Origin of the sequence: Chitinimonas sp. BJB300, from assembly GCF_002735695.1 — a bacterium.
Classification (GTDB): domain Bacteria; phylum Pseudomonadota; class Gammaproteobacteria; order Burkholderiales; family Chitinimonadaceae; genus Chitinimonas.
The window spans coordinates 1-18,069 of sequence record NZ_PDZH01000089.1; the positions used below are offsets into that span (position 1 = coordinate 1).

Annotated in this window: 15 protein-coding genes; 7 read left to right on the plus strand and 8 right to left on the minus strand. The window is 55.4% G+C overall.

The annotated features are described in order from the left end of the window. Positions 1 to 143: 143 nt before the first annotated feature. Positions 144 to 1,811, minus strand: coding sequence for a nitrite/sulfite reductase (locus tag CSQ89_RS14885; RefSeq protein WP_099406923.1), 1,668 nt, complete (start codon positions 1,809 to 1,811; stop codon positions 144 to 146). A 346-nt stretch (positions 1,812 to 2,157) separates the two neighbouring features. Here CSQ89_RS14885 and pepN point away from each other — a divergent pair, with 346 nt between their 5' ends. The 4 genes from pepN to CSQ89_RS14905 all read left to right on the plus strand — a co-directional run bounded on the left by pepN (position 2,158) and on the right by CSQ89_RS14905 (position 8,137). After that, positions 2,158 to 4,806 (plus strand): aminopeptidase N, encoded by a 2,649-nt coding sequence (gene pepN, locus CSQ89_RS14890; protein WP_099406924.1) that lies wholly within the window; start codon positions 2,158 to 2,160, stop codon positions 4,804 to 4,806. Between the two features lie 97 nt (positions 4,807 to 4,903). Beyond that, complete coding sequence (locus CSQ89_RS14895; protein WP_099406925.1) at positions 4,904 to 5,338, plus strand: response regulator; 435 nt, start codon at positions 4,904 to 4,906, stop codon at positions 5,336 to 5,338. A 20-nt stretch (positions 5,339 to 5,358) separates the two neighbouring features. Continuing rightward, entirely contained in the window at positions 5,359 to 7,485 is a 2,127-nt protein-coding gene (locus CSQ89_RS14900; RefSeq protein WP_099406926.1) for a putative bifunctional diguanylate cyclase/phosphodiesterase, read from the plus strand. 352 nt (positions 7,486 to 7,837) lie between these two features. Beyond that, positions 7,838 to 8,137, plus strand: coding sequence for an alpha/beta fold hydrolase (locus CSQ89_RS14905; protein ID WP_099406927.1), 300 nt, complete (start codon positions 7,838 to 7,840; stop codon positions 8,135 to 8,137). A gap of 148 nt (positions 8,138 to 8,285) precedes the next feature. On the opposite strand, the gene CSQ89_RS14910 is transcribed toward CSQ89_RS14905, so the two are convergent. Both CSQ89_RS14910 and CSQ89_RS14915 read right to left on the minus strand, forming a co-directional pair. Further along, a complete protein-coding gene (locus CSQ89_RS14910; protein WP_158229006.1) occupies positions 8,286 to 8,585 on the minus strand; it encodes a GGDEF domain-containing protein in 300 nt (99 codons plus the stop codon). A gap of 1 nt (position 8,586) precedes the next feature. Beyond that, entirely contained in the window at positions 8,587 to 9,033 is a 447-nt protein-coding gene (locus CSQ89_RS14915) for a hypothetical protein (protein ID WP_099406929.1), read from the minus strand. Positions 9,034 to 9,114: 81 nt separating this feature from the next. On the opposite strand from CSQ89_RS14915, the gene mpl reads away from it, so the two are divergent. Both mpl and CSQ89_RS14925 read left to right on the plus strand, forming a co-directional pair. Next, positions 9,115 to 10,509: a UDP-N-acetylmuramate:L-alanyl-gamma-D-glutamyl-meso-diaminopimelate ligase gene (gene mpl, locus CSQ89_RS14920; RefSeq protein WP_099406930.1), complete on the plus strand. Its 1,395-nt coding sequence runs from the start codon at positions 9,115 to 9,117 to the stop codon at positions 10,507 to 10,509. Between the two features lie 24 nt (positions 10,510 to 10,533). After that, positions 10,534 to 11,079: a Crp/Fnr family transcriptional regulator gene (locus CSQ89_RS14925; protein WP_099406931.1), complete on the plus strand. Its 546-nt coding sequence runs from the start codon at positions 10,534 to 10,536 to the stop codon at positions 11,077 to 11,079. A gap of 50 nt (positions 11,080 to 11,129) precedes the next feature. On the opposite strand, the gene hutC is transcribed toward CSQ89_RS14925, so the two are convergent. From hutC to CSQ89_RS14940, 3 genes are all read right to left on the minus strand, one after another. Then, positions 11,130 to 11,825 carry a histidine utilization repressor gene (gene hutC, locus CSQ89_RS14930; RefSeq protein WP_099406932.1) on the minus strand — a complete coding sequence of 232 codons (696 nt, stop codon included), beginning with the start codon at positions 11,823 to 11,825 and terminating at the stop codon, positions 11,130 to 11,132. Then, positions 11,822 to 13,351: a histidine ammonia-lyase gene (gene hutH / locus CSQ89_RS14935; RefSeq protein WP_099406936.1), complete on the minus strand. Its 1,530-nt coding sequence runs from the start codon at positions 13,349 to 13,351 to the stop codon at positions 11,822 to 11,824. The genes hutC and hutH overlap by 4 nt, the downstream gene beginning before the upstream one ends. A 71-nt stretch (positions 13,352 to 13,422) precedes the next feature. Then, positions 13,423 to 15,579: an AsmA family protein gene (locus tag CSQ89_RS14940; RefSeq protein WP_099406933.1), complete on the minus strand. Its 2,157-nt coding sequence runs from the start codon at positions 15,577 to 15,579 to the stop codon at positions 13,423 to 13,425. Positions 15,580 to 15,804: 225 nt separating this feature from the next. Here CSQ89_RS14940 and CSQ89_RS14945 point away from each other — a divergent pair, with 225 nt between their 5' ends. Continuing rightward, positions 15,805 to 16,239 (plus strand): acyl-CoA thioesterase, encoded by a 435-nt coding sequence (locus tag CSQ89_RS14945; protein WP_099406934.1) that lies wholly within the window; start codon positions 15,805 to 15,807, stop codon positions 16,237 to 16,239. 115 nt (positions 16,240 to 16,354) lie between these two features. Here the strand turns inward: CSQ89_RS14945 and CSQ89_RS14950 are convergent, their stop codons facing one another. Together CSQ89_RS14950 and CSQ89_RS14955 are read right to left on the minus strand one after the other, a co-directional pair. Beyond that, positions 16,355 to 17,068, minus strand: coding sequence for a SapC family protein (locus CSQ89_RS14950; protein ID WP_099406935.1), 714 nt, complete (start codon positions 17,066 to 17,068; stop codon positions 16,355 to 16,357). 31 nt (positions 17,069 to 17,099) lie between these two features. Further along, positions 17,100 to 17,951, minus strand: coding sequence for a DMT family transporter (locus CSQ89_RS14955; RefSeq protein WP_099406937.1), 852 nt, complete (start codon positions 17,949 to 17,951; stop codon positions 17,100 to 17,102). Positions 17,952 to 18,069 lie beyond the last annotated feature (118 nt).

Below are 18,069 nucleotides of genomic sequence, written 5' to 3' on the forward strand. Positions count from 1 at the left end.
TTGAATGCCTGAGCATCAAGACGCAGAAGAACCCATTCGCACTTTGCCGCAAGTTACTGATCAACGCCTCCCGCGCGGCTTATGATCAGTTACAGCTGCTTCTCGCAGCTACTGCGTAACATCAGTTGATAAGGTGTGATGGCTTATCCATGGGCCCGTTCCTTTTGGTAGATACGGGCTTTGAAGGGGTCGAGCCCCACGCGGTCAAATACTTCCAGAAAGCGTTCGTCGCCCCGTCGGTGTTCGACAAAGACATCGATAATCTGCTTCACCACGCCCGGTACATCGTCCTGGGCAAAGCTGGGGCCGATCACCTTGCCAAGGCTGGCGTCATGCCCCTGGCGGCCACCGAGTGAAACCTGGTACCACTCCGAGCCGCTCTTATCAACGCCCAGTATGCCGATATGGCCCACATGGTGATGACCACAGGAATTCATACAGCCCGAAATATTGAGGTCGATGTCGCCCAGGTCGAATAAGTAGTCCTGGTCATCGAACACACGCTGGATGCTCTCCGCAATCGGAATGGACTTGGCATTGGCCAAGTCACAGAAGTCCCCCCCAGGGCAGCAGACGATATCGGTAATCAACCCGATATTGGGTGTGGCAAAACCAAGCTGCTTTGCCGCTTGCCACACTGCCCATAAATCGGCTTGCCTGACATCCGCCAGAATCAGGTTCTGCTCGTGGCTGACGCGTACTTCGCCAAAGGCATAGCGGTCGGCCAGGTCAGCCACCGCATCAAGCTGCGCATCGGTCGCATCGCCTGGGGCAATGCCTGTGGCCTTCAACGACAACGTCACTGCGGCATAGCCCGGTTGCTTGTGCTTGAAGACGTTACGCTCCACCCAACGGGCAAAGGCTTTGCTCTCAGCTTTTTTCTGATTAAAGCCAGCATCTTCCACTGCCAGCGGTTCGTAAGCAGGTTTGGTGAAGAAACCAGCCATACGGTCAATTTCGGCTTGCGTCAGCGTCATGGGGCCATCCTTCAGATGTGCCCATTCAGCTTCGACCTTGGCAGCGAATGCTTCCGGTGTCATGGCCTTGACGAGTATCTTGATGCGCGCTTTGTATTTGTTGTCGCGCCGGCCGTAGCGGTTGTATACCCGCAGCACGGCATCGAGATAGCTCAACAAATGCTCGCGCGGCAAAAAGTCACGAATCACCGCGCCCACCATCGGGGTACGGCCCAGGCCGCCACCGACAATCAACTTGAAACCCACTTCATCCGCGGCATTCTTGACAACGTGTACACCGATATCGTGCACCCAGGTGGCGGCACGGTCTTGCAGCGAGCCGCTGACTGCAATCTTGAACTTACGTGGCAGGTAAGCGAACTCAGGGTGGAAAGTAGACCACTGGCGGATGATCTCGCACCAGGGGCGAGGATCGATCAACTCATCGTAAGCAACGCCGGCGAACTGATCGGTCGTTGTATTACGTATGCAATTACCGCTGGTTTGCACAGCATGCATTTGCACGCGGGCAAGGTCGGCCAGGATATCGGGTACATCTTCAAGCTTGGGCCAGTTGAATTGGATATTCTGCCGGGTGGTGAAATGTCCGTAGCCACGGTCGTACTTACGCGCTATCTGCGCCAACACACGCAGTTGGTCACTGCGTAAATGGCCATAGGGAATAGCAACACGCAGCATCGGCGCATAACGCTGGATGTACAGGCCGTTTTGCAGCCGCAGCGGGCGATATTCCTCGCCACTCAGCTCGCCGGCAAGAAAGCGGCGAGTTTGATCGCGGAACTGGACAACGCGCTGGTCAACCAGTTGTTGGTCGTAATCGTCATAGATATACATGGGAAAGCCGATCGGGAAGCCTGGCTAGTCAGACCAGTCAAGAATAGCAGTGCCCACATATGCGAAAAAAGAAGATCGATGTCTATAAATGGCGACATAAAGGCATATAAAACACGTTATCCGGGCGCTATTCAAACACCTCACACAAGCGACAAAACATGCGTTGTACTACGGCAAGCCGGGCGGCTGGCCACGGTTTATAATCGCCACCACCATCGGCTACTTTCGGCCCCCACAATCCGGCAATAAAAACCAGCAGCATCAAGTCTGCCTGGCCGGTGGAAACAATAACGTTAACTGCAAGTCACAGTGATCCTGCTACCTTGCTAGCTGCCAGAGAAGAGACATGGCCAAACTCGACGCCAATACCCCGCAAGCCATTCAGCTGCATGACTACACACCGCCGGTTTTCATGATCGACAAGGTCGACCTGACGTTTGAACTGGATGAAACCCAAACCCGCGTCACTTCACGCCTTGTGCTACACCGCAACCCCGAGCATCCGGACCCACGCGCAGCACTATGCCTGCAGGGGCGCGAGCTGACGCTGGAATCCGTCAAGCTTGATGGCGAGGCGCTGGAAACGGGCCATTACAGCCTTGATGCCGAATCGCTGACCATCGCGTCCATGCCCGACAATGCGATCCTGGAAATCATCACCCTCATCCACCCAGAAACCAATACCAGCCTCAATGGCTTGTACCGATCCGGCGCGAACTTTTACAGCCAGTGCGAAGCCGAAGGCTTCCGTAAGATCACGTATTACCTCGACCGCCCGGACGTGATGGCACGCTTCTCCACCACCATCGTGGCCGATAAACAAAAGTGGCCCATCTTACTGAGCAACGGCAATAAGGTTGGCGAAGGCCAGCTCGACAAATGCCGTCATTGGGTGAAGTGGGTGGATCCCTTCAAGAAACCGGCCTATCTGTTTGCCCTAGTGGCCGGCAAGCTGGCCAAGCTATCAGATAAATTCCGCACCGCTTCTGGTCGCGAAGTTGCATTGGAAATCTTTGTCGAGCCATCCGACCTCGATAAATGTGATCACGCCATGGCCTCGGTAAAGAAGTCGATGGCGTGGGATGAACAACGCTATGGACTGGAGTATGACCTCGACACCTATATGATCGTTGCCGTAAGCGACTTCAACATGGGCGCGATGGAAAACAAGGGCCTGAATATCTTCAATACCAAGTATGTGCTGGCACGGCCGGATACCGCTACCGACATGGATTTTGACGGTATTGAATCAGTGATCGCCCATGAATACTTTCACAATTGGACCGGCAACCGCGTGACCTGCCGTGACTGGTTCCAGCTATCGCTCAAAGAAGGCCTTACCGTCTTTCGCGACCAGGAATTTTCTGCAGATATGGGCAGTGCCGATGTTTGCCGTATCGATGCAGTGCGCGTCCTGCGCACCCATCAATTTGCTGAAGACGCAGGCCCGATGGCGCATCCAATCCGCCCCGAGAGCTACATCGAAATCAATAATTTCTACACCGTCACCGTGTACGAAAAAGGCGCAGAAGTTGTGCGCATGTACCAAACCCTGTTGGGCCGCGACGGTTTCCGCAAGGGGATGGACCTCTACTTCAAGCGCCACGATGGTCAAGCCGTCACCTGCGATGATTTCCGAACCGCAATGGCCGATGCCAATGACTATGATCTCGAGCAATTCTCCCGCTGGTATTCCCAGGCCGGCACGCCTGAACTGACCGTACGCGGCCAGTACAATGCCGCAGAAAAAACCTATACGTTGGATATCAACCAACGCTGCCCGGCTACGCCCGGCCAGGTAGATAAACTACCGTTTCATATTCCCCTTGCCTTGGGCTTTGTAGGCCGCGATGGCGCAGACCAGCCACTGCAATTGGCGCAAGAGCCCAACGCGACCCCAGGCACGCGCGTGTTGTCAGTGAAGGATGCCAACCAGTCCTTCACCTTCATCAACGTTGCTGAAGAACCTGTCCCTTCACTGCTACGCAATTTCTCGGCCCCAGTGAAGCTGAACTTCCCCTACAGCCGGCCACAGCTGGTGCACCTGCTGGCTCACGACAGCGATGCATTCTGCCGCTGGGAAGCTGGTCAGACACTGATGTTGCAAGACCTGCAGGGTCTGATTGATGCCGCCCGGACAAGCCAGCCTTTAGCGCTGAAGGATGACTTTGTCGCCGCCATGCGCCTGGTGTTGACCAATGAGACGCTCGACCCGGCGTTGGTCGCGCTGATGCTGACACTTCCTGCCGAAACCTACTTGGCAGACCAACAGGCGGAAATTGACCCGGATGCTATCCGCGCAGGACGTGAAGCGATGAAGCTGGGCTTGGCCCGCGCGCTGCGTAACGAACTGCGAACCTGCTACAGCCGCATGCAAAACGACGATGCCTATCAGTTTGAAGCAACAGCGGTAGCCCAACGGTCGTTGAAGAATGTCTGTTTAAGCTATCTCACCGAACTCGATGAACTCGGATTGATCGAACTGGCCAAGCTGCAGTACAACACGGCAAACAACATGACGGATGCGCAGGCGGCATTGGCCGGCCTTGTCAACTGGTCAGAAGGCGATGCAGCGCTCGATAGCTTCGCCGCAAAATGGGCCGACGATGCATTGGTCATGGATAAGTGGTTCACGCTCCAAGCGCTCAGCCGTCGGCTAGGCACGGTAGCCCATGTGAAAAAGCTGATGCAGCATTCGGCATTTGCCATCACCAATCCGAACAAGGTTCGCTCGCTGATTGGGGCGCTGCTTCACAACAATCTGGCAGGCTTTCATACTGCCGATGGTTCGGGCTATACCTTTGCCGCCGATACCATTTTGAGCCTCGACAAACTGAATCCTCAGGTCGCTGCCCGACTCGCCGGCAGCTTCAATCGGTGGAAGAAAATGGAGCCCACACGGCGTACCGCCATGCGGGCTGAGCTGGAAAGATTGGCTGCCCATACTGATTTATCACGCGATGTGTATGAGATCGTGTCAAAGAATCTCCAATAGGTATTAGCTATCGAGACCACCGCCTGCCAAGCACCTTGCCGGCTAGGGCAGGCGTGGTCTAATGTTTGGGAGATTCGAATCGACAGGATGGTGCAAAATGCAGGCCCCAATTTTGCTGGTGGAAGACAATCCGGATGACGAAGCACTAACCCTGCGGGCCTTCGGTAAGAACGGTATTCAGAACCCAATTTTTGTCACCCGGGATGGGCAGGAAGCTGTAGATTATTTGTTTGCGCGCGGCAGCCATGCCAGCCGCAATGCAGAAGACCTGCCGGTGTTGATATTGCTGGATATCAAGCTGCCCAAGCTCAATGGCATTGAGGTATTACGGCAAATACGCGCTAACGAAGCCACCAAGTTGATTCCAGTCGTGGTGCTGACCACGTCCAAGGAAGAAGATGACCTAGTCAAAAGCTACAGTCTTGGTGCTAATAGTTATATTCGCAAACCCGTCGATTTCATGCAGTTCATGGAAGTAGTCAAACAGGTCGGCATTTATTGGCTGATGCTAAACGAACCCGTCAAATCCTAGACGACAAGTGCGACCGATAGATGCTCGATACGCCACCTCTCGTCAAGTCACTCAAGGTGCTGGTCGTCGATGACTCAGAAGACGACGCGCTCCTGAATGTCCTCGCCCTGCGTCGCCAGGGTTTCGAGGTGAGTTACCGTAGGGTGGAAGTCGCCGAGACAATGCGGGAAGCGTTGGAGAACGAGACCTGGGATCTCGTTCTGTCCGACTACTCCATGCCGCAGTTTTCGGCCCAACAAGCCCTTGACGTATTCCGCGAACATACGCTTCTTATCCCTTTTATCGTGGTAACCGGCACCATAGGCGAAGAGTCTGCTGTGGCCATGATGAAGGCCGGTGTCAATGATTTCATCCTGAAAACCCACCTGAAGCGCTTGGCCAGCGTTGTAGAGCGTGAATTGCGCGAAACAGGCAACCGGCGCGCCAAATATGAAGCAGAGGTTGCCCTGCGCGAGAGCCAGGAGCGCTATGAGCTGGCAATCCGAGGGGCCAACGACGGGCTTTGGGACTGGAATATCCGCGAGGACAGCCTGTATGTCTCACCACGCTGGAAAGTACTGCTGGGCTATGCGGAAACCGATGAGCTTGCACCATTGCCATCAACATGGCGTGCGCTCATGCACCCCGATGAAACCGAAAGCATACGTAGCCAGTTGATTCGCCACCTCAAAGGCGAGACCCCGCACTTCGAGGCGGAACAGCGATTACGGCATCGCGATGGGTCTTGGCGTTGGATGCTGACGCGTGGTATGGCGCTGCTCGACCCCGCCACCGGCTTGGCGCATCGAATGGCAGGTTCACTGACTGACATCACCGAACGCAAGCGCGCCGAAGAGCAGATGCTGTACGACGCGCTGCACGACAACCTGACCGGGCTGGCTAATCGTGCCATGTTCACCGACTTCCTCGGTTTTGCCCTGGGCCACGCCGGCCGTTCAAGTGATTATTTATGTGCGGTGCTTTGCCTGAATCTCGAACGCTTTCGCTACATCAACGATAGCTTCGGCCATACCAGTGGCGACCGTATCCTGCGCATTACCGCAGAGCGCTTAAGCCAAGTACAACGCCCAGGCGATGTGGTGGCCCGCTTTGGTGGCGACGAGTTCGCCATCTTGCTCGACGCCATCGATGAACCCAACGATGCCATCCGCTTCACAGAGCAAATGCTGAACGAACTGGCAAAGCCGGTTGATATCGAAGGCAACGAGGTCTACCCCGGCGCACGGGTTGGCATTGCACTTTCTACGGGCGGCTATTCCCACCCCGAAGAGATGATCCGCGATGCCGACACCGCCATGCATCGCGCCAAGCAGCATGGCCGGGGCAAATTCGAAGTGTTCGACCGCGCCATGCAAGGCACCATGCTGCGTGCATTGAAAATGGAACAGGAAATGCGCCGCGCATTGGCGGAGCACGAATTCCTGCCGTTCTACCAACCCATTGTCGACCTGCAGTCCGGCCAAATCGCTGCTTTTGAAGCCCTCGCCCGCTGGCAGCAACCCAATGGGAAGTTGGTCAGCCCGGCGGAATTTATTCCGCTTGCCGAAGAAATCGGCCTGATCAATATGATCGGCCGGCAAATGCTGGAAAGCGCCTCATTACAGGTAGCCGCCTGGCAACTGCAGTTCCCCGATCTGCTACTGCGGGTCAGCGTCAATTTATCGGGTAAGCAGTTTGATCAACCCGATCTCATCGAACAAATCGACCAAGCCATCGCAGATGCCGGCATCCCTCCCGACCGCCTGGAACTGGAGATTACCGAAAGCATCCTGATGGACAATACAGACGCCATCATTGCCATGCTGGAGGCGATTCGCAGTCGTGGCATTCAGATCCTGATGGATGACTTTGGCACCGGCTACTCCTCTTTATCGTACCTGCACCGTTTTCCCTCAAACGTGCTGAAAATAGATGGCTCGTTTGTACGTCAGATCACCGAAGACCATTTCAGTCGTGAAATCGTGCGGGCCATCGTCCTGCTGGCGCGCAATCTGGGCATGAGTGTGATTGCCGAAGGCGTAGAGACAACCGAACAACTGGCAGCCTTGCGGAGTATGTCCTGCGATTTCGCCCAGGGCTATTTCTTCGCCAAGCCGCTCCCCGCCGCCGCTGCAACCACGCTGCTTGCCGAACGCCGACGTTGGTAGACAGCCTTTGTCGAGCACGCGCCTAGTCATTGATTAGTCCGAAGATAGCCAGGAAGTAGTCCTATCGTCATTTCACTCGAATGGCTAAATAAATAGTCAATAACGGGGATGCGGCTATCAATGCTAATCCCCCTATTTATCAATGTTGCGCCATTGTTGCTAATCAGGCCTGTCCCTCGAGACTGGCAGCCAATGCCATCTACCGACAGTGTATTATTCAAACAGCCTATATTGACGCACCCAGACCGAAAACGCGTCGCCCTCGTCACCACAGTGGGCGGTTTGGCGACAAAACTGCGCGACTTGGCCAAAACCAGGGTTACCTCCTAGAGCATGTTTACGACTGTTAATTGTGAAAAAAATAATCAAAAAAATCGCCTATACAGTCCTACTTTCCACCTGTGCGATAGTTACTGTCTTTGTGCTGCTGGTATACATCGGTTTTGCCTACACCGAATACATTGAGGGCGACGATCGTGAAGCCGCCAGACCCAAAACCGGTATGTATGTCCCGACCGCCGACACCAAAATGTTTGTTCAAAAAACCGGCACAGTCACCGCTCCGGCCGTTATCTTCATGCATGGCACGGGTGCATGGCGTGAAATCTGGCGGCCATACATGGATCAGGTAACCGTCTTAGAGCTTGTCTAAAGTCTCGCGAGCTAAGGCAAGATAAGGCGAAAACAGCCGAGTAAGCGGAGTTTACACAGGATAAATGAGCACTCCGAGGGTGTTTTCAACACCATATTGCCGACGCGCAGCAGACTTCAGACAGGTTCTTAGGCTTTCAAGCGATTGATTAATATCCCCCAGTCCGCAATAGCAAGAACTCTTCGCCCCCATAATGAATCACGAAATCGCTCTCGCGCAGCACTGCCTTGATGATGCTTGTAAAGTGGATCAATACTTTATCACCCACAAGATGACCATACTTGGCGTTGACCTGTCTAAAATCATCCAGGTCGATCATCGCTACCGACATGGGTAACTTCGCGCGCCGGGTACGTTTTACCTCCGCGGCCAGCAAATGTTCCAATCCTTGGCGATTCAACGCACCGGTAAGTGGATCTTGTTCCAATGTCTTACGGTTGATCGCCAAGTCAGACTGGATTTTTAGCTACTGCAGCCATCAAATCGTGTAAGTCGCGGTGCGAAGCGCTGACGCTTTGGCAAACCGTGTCGGTCGATTCGATCAGATCATTTAACGTCGCTTCGACAAAAGCTTGGTTACGCTTTACCTTGAGCGTATCCCGTGACCGGCTCATAACCTCACCACCGCGTACCAGGTCTTCCAATAAGGAACCCGATGTCCCGGTCATGCCGTCCAGCACATCCGATACCTTGAACAACACCTGATAGGCGCTCTTTAATTCCTCTTCAGTCTTATCCGTAGGGGACTTGATCGCAGCAATAGCGTTGTAGAATTTGGCGTAATTTTCCGGGATTGGGGCCAAACCCAATTCTGCGAGACGCTTTAAGGCAATACGCGCAATGTCGGCAGGGGTAAGCGTTGGCAAGGGCGAAGCAGTCGTGGGACGCTCGTTCATTGTCATCAACTCCTAATTTGATCAGAGCTTTTTAACCTAGCGCCCACCATGCGGCAGGGTGTAACCGGAACTCTTTACCCTATGCATATCCATATCCTCGGCATTTGCGGCACGTTCATGGGCGGGATAGCCCAGCTTGCCCGTACTGCTGGCCATAAGGTGACGGGCTGTGATGCCAATGTCTACCCGCCCATGAGTACGCAGCTTGAAGCTGCCGGCATACACCTTATTGAAGGCTACGCGCCGGACCAGATCAATCTTCGTGCAGATATTTACCTTATCGGAAATGTGGTCAGCCGCGGCAATCCGCTGATGGAAGCGATCTTGAACGCTGGCTTGCCATATGTGTCCGGCCCGCAATGGCTGGCAGAGCACGTTTTGCGCGACCCAGCCTTTCCAAAGTGGGTGCTGGCAGTCGCTGGGACCCATGGCAAAACCACCACCACCTCCATGCTGGCCTGGATTCTGGAATACGCCGGTTTGGCCCCTGGCTTTCTGGTCGGCGGTGTACCCGAAAACTTCGGCGTATCGGCTCGCGCACCAGGTGAGCCACGCCAGGAAAAAGGAGGGCGATCTCCTTTCTTCGTCATTGAAGCCGACGAATACGACACAGCATTCTTCGACAAACGCTCGAAGTTCGTTCATTACCATCCACGTACGGCCATTCTGAACAATCTGGAATTCGACCACGCCGACATCTTCAATGACTTGGCTGCCATCGAAACCCAATTCCACCACCTGGTGCGTACCGTACCAAGCCAAGGCAAGCTTATTGTCAATGGGCGTGAAGCCAGTCTGCAAAGGGTGCTAACGCGAGGTTGTTGGTCCGAAGTCGAGCATTTTGGCGCTGCCGATTCAGCCAGCGGCTGGCAGATAGGCAGCGCATACGACGATGGTTTTGAAGTGCTGCTCAATGGCCACAGCCAAGGCCGGCTGCAATGGGCACTGTTCGGCGAGCACAATCAGCTCAATGCGCTGGCGGCATTGGCTGCGGCCCGCCACGTAGGTGTAAGCACCGAAATCGGCATTGCCGCCCTAGGCGAATTCAAGAACGTAAAACGACGCATGGAAGTATGCGGTATCGCCCGAGGGGTGACCATCTACGACGACTTCGCCCATCACCCCACAGCCATCGCAACCACCATAGCCGGGCTACGCGGCAAGATGAATAACGCTGGCCGAATATTGGCCGTGCTGGAGCCGCGTTCCAATACCATGAAGCTGGGCACCATGAAGGCAGCGTTGGCGGATAGCCTGCGTGAGGCGGACAAGGTGTTCTGCTATGCCGGACAATTAAACTGGAACCCCGCCGAAGCACTAATACCGCTGGGTGAGCGAGCACAAACTATGATGGATATGGGCCAAATCGTTGCGGCTATCGTGGCTGAAGCGCGCCAGGGCGACCAGATATTGGTTATGAGCAATGGTGGCTTTGGCGGTATACACCAACAATTGCTTGATGCACTGAATGCATGACCCATCCACAAACCGGTGAGTAGCATGCACAACAAGGCCTTGGTCCAGAAACTCGTCAGCTCGGTAAGCCTTTTTCAGGCATTCACTACCGAAGAGGCCAGCAACTTCCTCATCCACTGCCGGATGGAAAGCCACCCAGCAGGTAAACGGTTGATACAGGAAGGTGAAACAGGCCAAGCCTTGTTTGTTCTGCTGTCGGGCACCGTCATCGTCACGCGTCATTCAGGTACGGGTGAACAGGAGTTGGCGCGGCTGGGCCAAGGCGAAACCTTTGGTGAACTCGCCTTGCTGGACCACCACGAACGTTCTGCCAATGTCGACACACTTGGGCCCGTCCGGGTGTTGGTTTACGAGCGCGACAGCACGCTATGGACACCTGCGGAAGCCGCCAAGCTATACCGTAATCTGGCCCTGATATTGGTCAGCAGGCTGCGCCATGCAGATGATAAATTCGCAGAGTTGAGCGAAAAACTAATCAAAAACCAATCTGCACCGACGCTGACAACAGACTGTAAGCCCCAAGCGGCTGCCGGCCCCAAGGTTTCTGGTAAGCGTATCAAACCGACTTAATCTAATTAGACAAACAGACACCAGCGGCGCACCACCATGGCTTGCAGACGCTAGAAATAGCCACTGAACTGATAACGCCCCGCAGGGTGATAAAGCTTGGCCATGCTGGCTACTTGGCTTGCAGAAAAGGTCCGCCGATGCAAAACCAAGCAGGGTTCGTCGCGAATCATCGCCAACTTGGCCCGTGCGGTACGATCAGGCCGGCTGGCCTCGATGCGATACTCAACCCTTGAAAGCGGCGCCACACGTGTCAGGTATTCATTTGGTGTACTGACCGTGAAATCCTGGCTCAAATAATCAGACGCCAAAGCCGGATTCACCCAACGGTCTTCCAACTGGATAGGCACGCCGTTCTCATGATGCAGGATCAGGGAATGGAATAACCGCCCCCCTGTCGCCACCCCCATCTCGGCTGCCAACGCCGCATCTGCCTTCACCGCCTGCAACTTGAGTACCTCGGCGCTATGTACATGACCACGCGCGCGAATTTCGTCCGCGATGCTTTTAATTTCAATGAGGGTGCTCTGATATTTGGTGGCTGCCACAAAAGTACCGGCCCCCTGGCTACGGGTCAGCACCCCTTCTGCCGCCAACTCACGAATGGCGCGGTTCACTGTCATACGTGCTACATGGAAACGCTTTACCAACTCGTTTTCAGATGGCACCAAATCGCCCTCGCGCCATTCACCTGCATGAATGGCGGCAAGCACATAGTTCTTGATCTGCTGATAAGCAGGTGTCGTCATACCTGTGAATCAAATCGTAATGGTGACATGGTAGCGAATACGCCTCGTTTTACCAGCTCGGTTGCTGCCACGATATCCGGCGCGAAATAACGGTCTGCATCGTAATGCTTCACCTGCTGCCGGATCAGGCGCATGGCTGGCTGAAGGTTTGAAGAGGTTTGATGGGGTGCCCGCAAGTCTACACCCTGTGCCGCTGCCAGAATTTCTATCGCCAGAATATGCGCCACGTTGTCGGCAATCTCACCCAATTTCCGCGCTGCGAAGGTCGCCATCGAAACGTGGTCTTCCTGGTTAGCAGAAGTTGGCAGGCTATCTACCGAAGCAGGATGGGCCAGTGTCTTGTTCTCGCTCGCGAGGGCCGCGGCGGTGACATGGGCAATCATAAAGCCCGAATTCACGCCGCCATCGCGCACCAGGAAAGGTGGTAAGCCCGATAGTGTCGCATCAACCAAGAGCGCAATACGCCGCTCAGCCAATGCTCCGATTTCCGACAGCGCAATCGCCAGATTGTCGGCCGCAAACGCCACCGGCTCGGCATGGAAGTTACCGCCTGAAATCACTTCGCCGGTATCGGGGAAGACCAATGGGTTGTCCGATACCGCATCTGCCTCGCGCAGCAGCACCACTGCCGCATGGTGAATCTGGTCCAGCACCGCGCCCATGACCTGGGGCTGGCAGCGCAGGCTATAGGGGTCTTGCACCTTATCGCAGTTCTGGTGGCTTTGATTGATACCCGAACCCGCCAACAAGGTGCGATACGCCGCGGCGGCGGCAATTTGGCCCGGATGGCCGCGTAGTTGGTGAATGCGGTCGTCAAAGGGGGCAACAGAACCCGCTGCGGCATCCACACTGAGCGCACCCGCAACCAATGCCGTTTGATACAAATCCTCAATGGCGAACAGATTCACCAGCGCAATGGCGGTTGATGCCTGGGTGCCATTGAGCAGCGCCAAGCCCTCCTTAGCTTGCAGGGTCATCGGGCTGATGCCCAACCGGGCCAAGCCTTCCGCCGCCGGCATGGTACGGCCATCACATGAAACCTCACCAACACCCAGCAATACCGCGGCCATATGCGCCAATGGTGCCAAGTCACCCGAAGCACCTACCGACCCTTTGGCAGGAATGCACGGCAGAATATCGGCATTGAGCAGCTTGAGCAGCCCTTCAATGACTTCCAGGCGGATACCCGAGAAGCCACGCCCCATGCTGGAAATTTTCAATGTCAGCAACAGCCGCACCATCGGTGCCGCCAAAGGCTCGCCCACCCCTACGGCATGCGACAACACCAGATTCTTTTGCAGAAGCGCCAGCTGATCGGCTGGAATATGGGTTGAAGCCAGTCGGCCAAAACCTGTGTTGATGCCATAAGCTGGCGCACCTTTGGCCACAATGGCCGCTACTGCACGGCTACCTGCTTCAATACCGGGAATGGCCGCCTGGTCCAACGCGATCTGAACACCGCCGGCCATGATTTGGCGCAACTGAGCCAAGGTGAGCTTGCCGGGGGTCAGAGTGATTTTTTGCATGGCCATTCCGTCATCTATTGTGGGATGCCTCGCAGACTACACCGACATATTTGTATAGACAAGCAAGTGAACTAGCGTGGCTTACCGGATGTGGATTTTGGCGCTACGGCAGGCGGTGCCGCCGGGCTGACCAATTTCTCGCGCAAGGCACTGGTATCGATCCGATAGGTTGGTGAAGCCAATGGACCAGACAATTGTATGGGAATCGTCACCCCCCGCAAGGCATCCAGTTCTGGCACACCCGTGCCACCCGCAACCTCCGCATTCATCAAATAATCCACTTCACCGCGCCCCAAGTCGAAATACCCAGCGCCGCCCAGTTTGAAGTACGGTGCACGAACCTGAAGATCACGACTTTCCGCTACGCCATCCTTGAGTACAAATCGAGCTGACAAATCAGAAAACCGTGTCCGGTGTGTGGTATCGACCGGCACGATATCGCCAGTGAGCTTGGCCAGATTACTACGCAAGCCACGCAGCACATCGCCGACATCCAGCCCGGCGATAGCGCCACGCGTCAGGGTCAGATCTACCCGGCCCGACAAACCGCGCCGCATGCCATCAAGGCTTTGTGCCGGTGTAGTGACGTCGAGATTCAGATTGCCGCGTCCTTCCAGTCGGCCTAACCCCACCGTGTCTGACAGCAAGGCAGCGATCTCCATACCTACCAGTGTCTGAGTGAGCTGCAACCGCGGCGATTTAGCGACATCCAGCAGCAGTTTGCCTTTGAGCTGGCCACCGTAGATATCCGCCTCCAATGGTTCAAGCAGCAGTTTCTTCTTGGCGGCTTCAAAATGGGCTTGCAAATTGAATAAGCGAAACCGACCAATATCAAGCTCGCCTAGCCTGATATCCCCACGCGCATTCAGCCTTTCCAACCAACGCCAGTCCAATGGCTGATTTACATCCAGTAAGGGCTCGCTATCGGCAACCGGCAGATAAGGGGTCAGATCCAGCCGAGCCAAATCAAAACCAAACGCATATTTCGGGCTTACAAAGTCTTCGAGCGAGAACTGGGCTGTCACTGGTGCACTATCGAGCTGACCGCGGCTATCCCAGTCAAAACGCTCCCGCCCCAAATCAAGTGAAGCGCGTCCACCCAGTTCCAGCTTGATAGCGCCACGCGGCAACGCTTTATTGCGATACGCACCGGTAAGGTTGAAGCCTTCCAGCACCAGCTTGCGCCAGCCTTCTATACGCAGCGGACTCTCAAAATTCAGTTGGGCATTTTGATGGTCATCCAACAATTGCAAACGTACGCGCGCTGTATCCGCCACCAGGGTGCCCGCGGCTTCGGCAGCCAGTTTTTCCACTTTCAGCTGCCCGGCCAACTCGCGGCTACTGCTCTTGATACCAAACTCGGCCTCGAGCTGGCCGGTAGACATCCCAGCTTCACCCAAACGTAATTCCGGTGTCTTAAAGCCAGCCTGCCACCGCTGCTCGCCATGCTGCATGCTGGTCTGGGCCACCGCATTCGCCAGTACGCCACGCCAGGGCAGCCCTGCCGCGCTTAAATCACCGGTCAATGTAAAGCGGCCGTCATGCCACTCCTGGGTTTCCACATTGATGCTCAGCTTGAAACCCTTCAAACGCGCAGTCAGCTTATGACGGTCCAGGCGTAAGCCGCTATCTATACGCAGCCCCCCACCCCACTCCGTAGCAGCCACATTCCCCAGCACGGTTACCGCACCGGTTTCGCCTTCCGGGTCCAAGGCATGCAAGTCGAGCTTGCTGAAACGGGTGGTCTGCCCATTGCCATCACGCCAATCAAGCGCCGCGCCGACCAAGTCGATGCGCGTCGGATGCCAATCAATCCGACTCTCTTTAGGCCGGGGTGCCAACAAGTCATCGCAATTGAGCCGACCATCAGCCAGTGGGAAGACAGCGAGCCGCAAGCCTTCCACCCGCGCATCAACCAATTCCGCCCGACCACGCAGCAAGCTGCTCCAACTTAAGGAAAAGCGTGCGCTGGAAAACTGGGCAAATAGCGAATGGCCACCTTGCTCGCTCATAGCCACGTCCTCAAGGGTGACATTTGGGCTTGGCAACATGGCAACGCGTAGACTGCCGATTTGGACATGTCGACCCAGTGATTGGCTTGCTTCTGCGGCCAGGTACCGACGTAACATCGCCACATCTACCAGCGGCATCGCTGCAATCAAGGCCAGAATCGTGACAACGGTATAGATAAGGCGGCGCAGGCCGCGTGGAAGTTGGTGCAAAGGCATGGGGGGATTATCCCTCTCAAGTGCCGGATTGGGGAGTTGCGCATACTACCAAGCGCTATTCCTGGTTTATCACAAGCGATTGCCGGGAGGTAGAGCACACGATTGCATTAAGGCTAGCTCAGATATCACCTATCCCGCACCACAAGACAAGCAAACGCCTGATCTGGTTAGCTATTGGAATGGCACGACTGCTACCATGCCGGCTCTGAATAAAGGAGCGACAACATGAGCACCCCTTTCCAGCCTCACCTGACCGATATCAAAGTGCGCGGTTACCACCTCGATCTTTACGGTCATGTGAATAACGCGCGCTATCTGGAATTTCTCGAGGAGGCGCGCTGGGGCTTTACCGAAGACCATGGCTCGTTTGAAGCGTTCACAAAGGCTAGCCTCGCATTTGTCATCGTCAACATCAATATCGACTATCGCCGACCGGCCATGATGGGGGAACAGCTGGTGATCGAAACCGCCATGCAAAAGATAGGTAGCCGATCAGCCATGATTCACCAGGCGGTCAAGCTCAAAGGCACCGACACCCTGGTTGCCGAAGCCGATGTCACCTTCGTTGTCTTCAGCCAGAAAACCGGCAGCGCCGTGGCCATGGAAAACGAAGTCCGCGCGATATTCGAAGCGCTGCCAACTTGGCCGACCAAGTCATAACTTTGAACCGGTTCTTACGCCTTCATCGTCATCACTTCGGCAAAGAAAAAGGCGTGCACCAACAGCACGCCCTCTTCACTTCCTGCCTTGCCACAGCAACATGGCGTTAAACAGACTATTCGGCCGCAGCCTTCAGCAGCTTCTCTACCAAGCTTTGCAGATTCACCAACGAAAACAGGTGTGAATACACCAGCGCCATACGGCCATCCTTCACCCACGTCGCAACGGTATCTGCCGACAGCGCACGCAGCTTTTCTTCGTCAATCACCCACATGCCATCCATGCTGACTTTTTCACCACCGGGCAGCTCAGCAGAGGCCGACACTTGGCGCAGCAAACCTTGCTTGGCAAGCTCGTTGATAAACTCGGTAGTGCGCTTGGCATCATCGCGTGATTGGAACATCAGCTGGGCGAACTGCTTCATTGGCTCGGTGGCTTCACCGTTCTCGAAAGCATTCGCATCAGCATCGCGACGTATACCTGCCAGCGCGCTTTCTTCTACGCACAGCACCGCATCGTTGTTCTCTACTTCCACGGTCACGAACGGGAAACGTCGCACAAAAAACGGGATGTACTGAGCAGACCACCCACCGGCTTCATCGACAAATAGATTCTGTTCCGTCTTCAGGCTCAGCATGGCAGTGGCGGCGTATTCATTTTCACCGGTCTGGGCAAACACGATCGGGTACTCGCGCATCGCATTGGCAAACTCGCCGCCCACCAATGGCACAGCATGCACCTTGGCAGCGAAGGCGTAGTTTTCGGCCAGACTCAATTTCAGGTCGACATGTTTTTTGGCATCGACCGCGACAACATCTTTGTAGAACATGGTTTTCCCTCTTAGGCGAATACGCCTGGCTTTATTCCGGCGGAGTACCGTGCGCCGGCGACTTCGCCAGCAGCAGAACGGCCACGATGATAACCGCACCGCCACCCCACTGCGAGAAGGAAAGTCGTTCGCCCAATAACCAAGCGGCTAACAACACCGTTACCACCGGCTCGAAGGTGGACAGCATGGCGGCTTCCGAAGCACCCAAGCGAGCCAGCCCTGCAAAAAAAGCCAGTGCGGCTAAGACGCTACACAACAACCCCAGCGCCAGAATCGCCAGCCAGCCTAAACCAGTTTGCGGCATGGTCGGCGGCTGAACTACCGCTACCACACCATAGGTAAGCAAACCACCCAACATGACGAGGGTGGTACTGGCCAGCGCGCCTGCCTGCGGTGTCAGCTTGGTGCCCACCACAATGTAAATCGAATAGATCAGCGCAGCCGTCAAACCAAAAGCAATACCGATAGGCGAACCCGACAACGCATCACCCACCGTCAACGCCAAACCAATACTGGCCAATACCAGGGCGACCAGCTTGCGCCGAGTTAGTGGCTCTTTGAGCCAAACCGCGGCGATCAAGGTGACGATGACGGGGTAGGTATAAAGCAGCTGCGCCGTCAATGAAGCGCTGGCGTATTTCAACGCAGAAAAGTAGCTGAATGCCTGCCCAGCGTAACCGACCGTTCCCATACCCAGCAGGCCCAGCACCAACCAACCGCGCGGCCAGATTTCCCGCCGAATCAACATAATGCCAACAAGGCAAATTGAAGCAATAAGGAATCGCGACAGTAAAACCGCTTGCATATCCGCGCCCGAGGCATAAGCCAAACGGGCGAACAAAGGCATCACCCCAAAACAAGCTGCAGAAAGCAGAATCGGCATAGGGGCGACCAGATGTTCTGGCCGACCCCTGCCACACCACCCGGCATGCGGGTCCGCACCGGGCGGTTGGAGCAGTTGAGGTCAATCTGCCTCCAATTGATGCACATCGCCCGGTTTC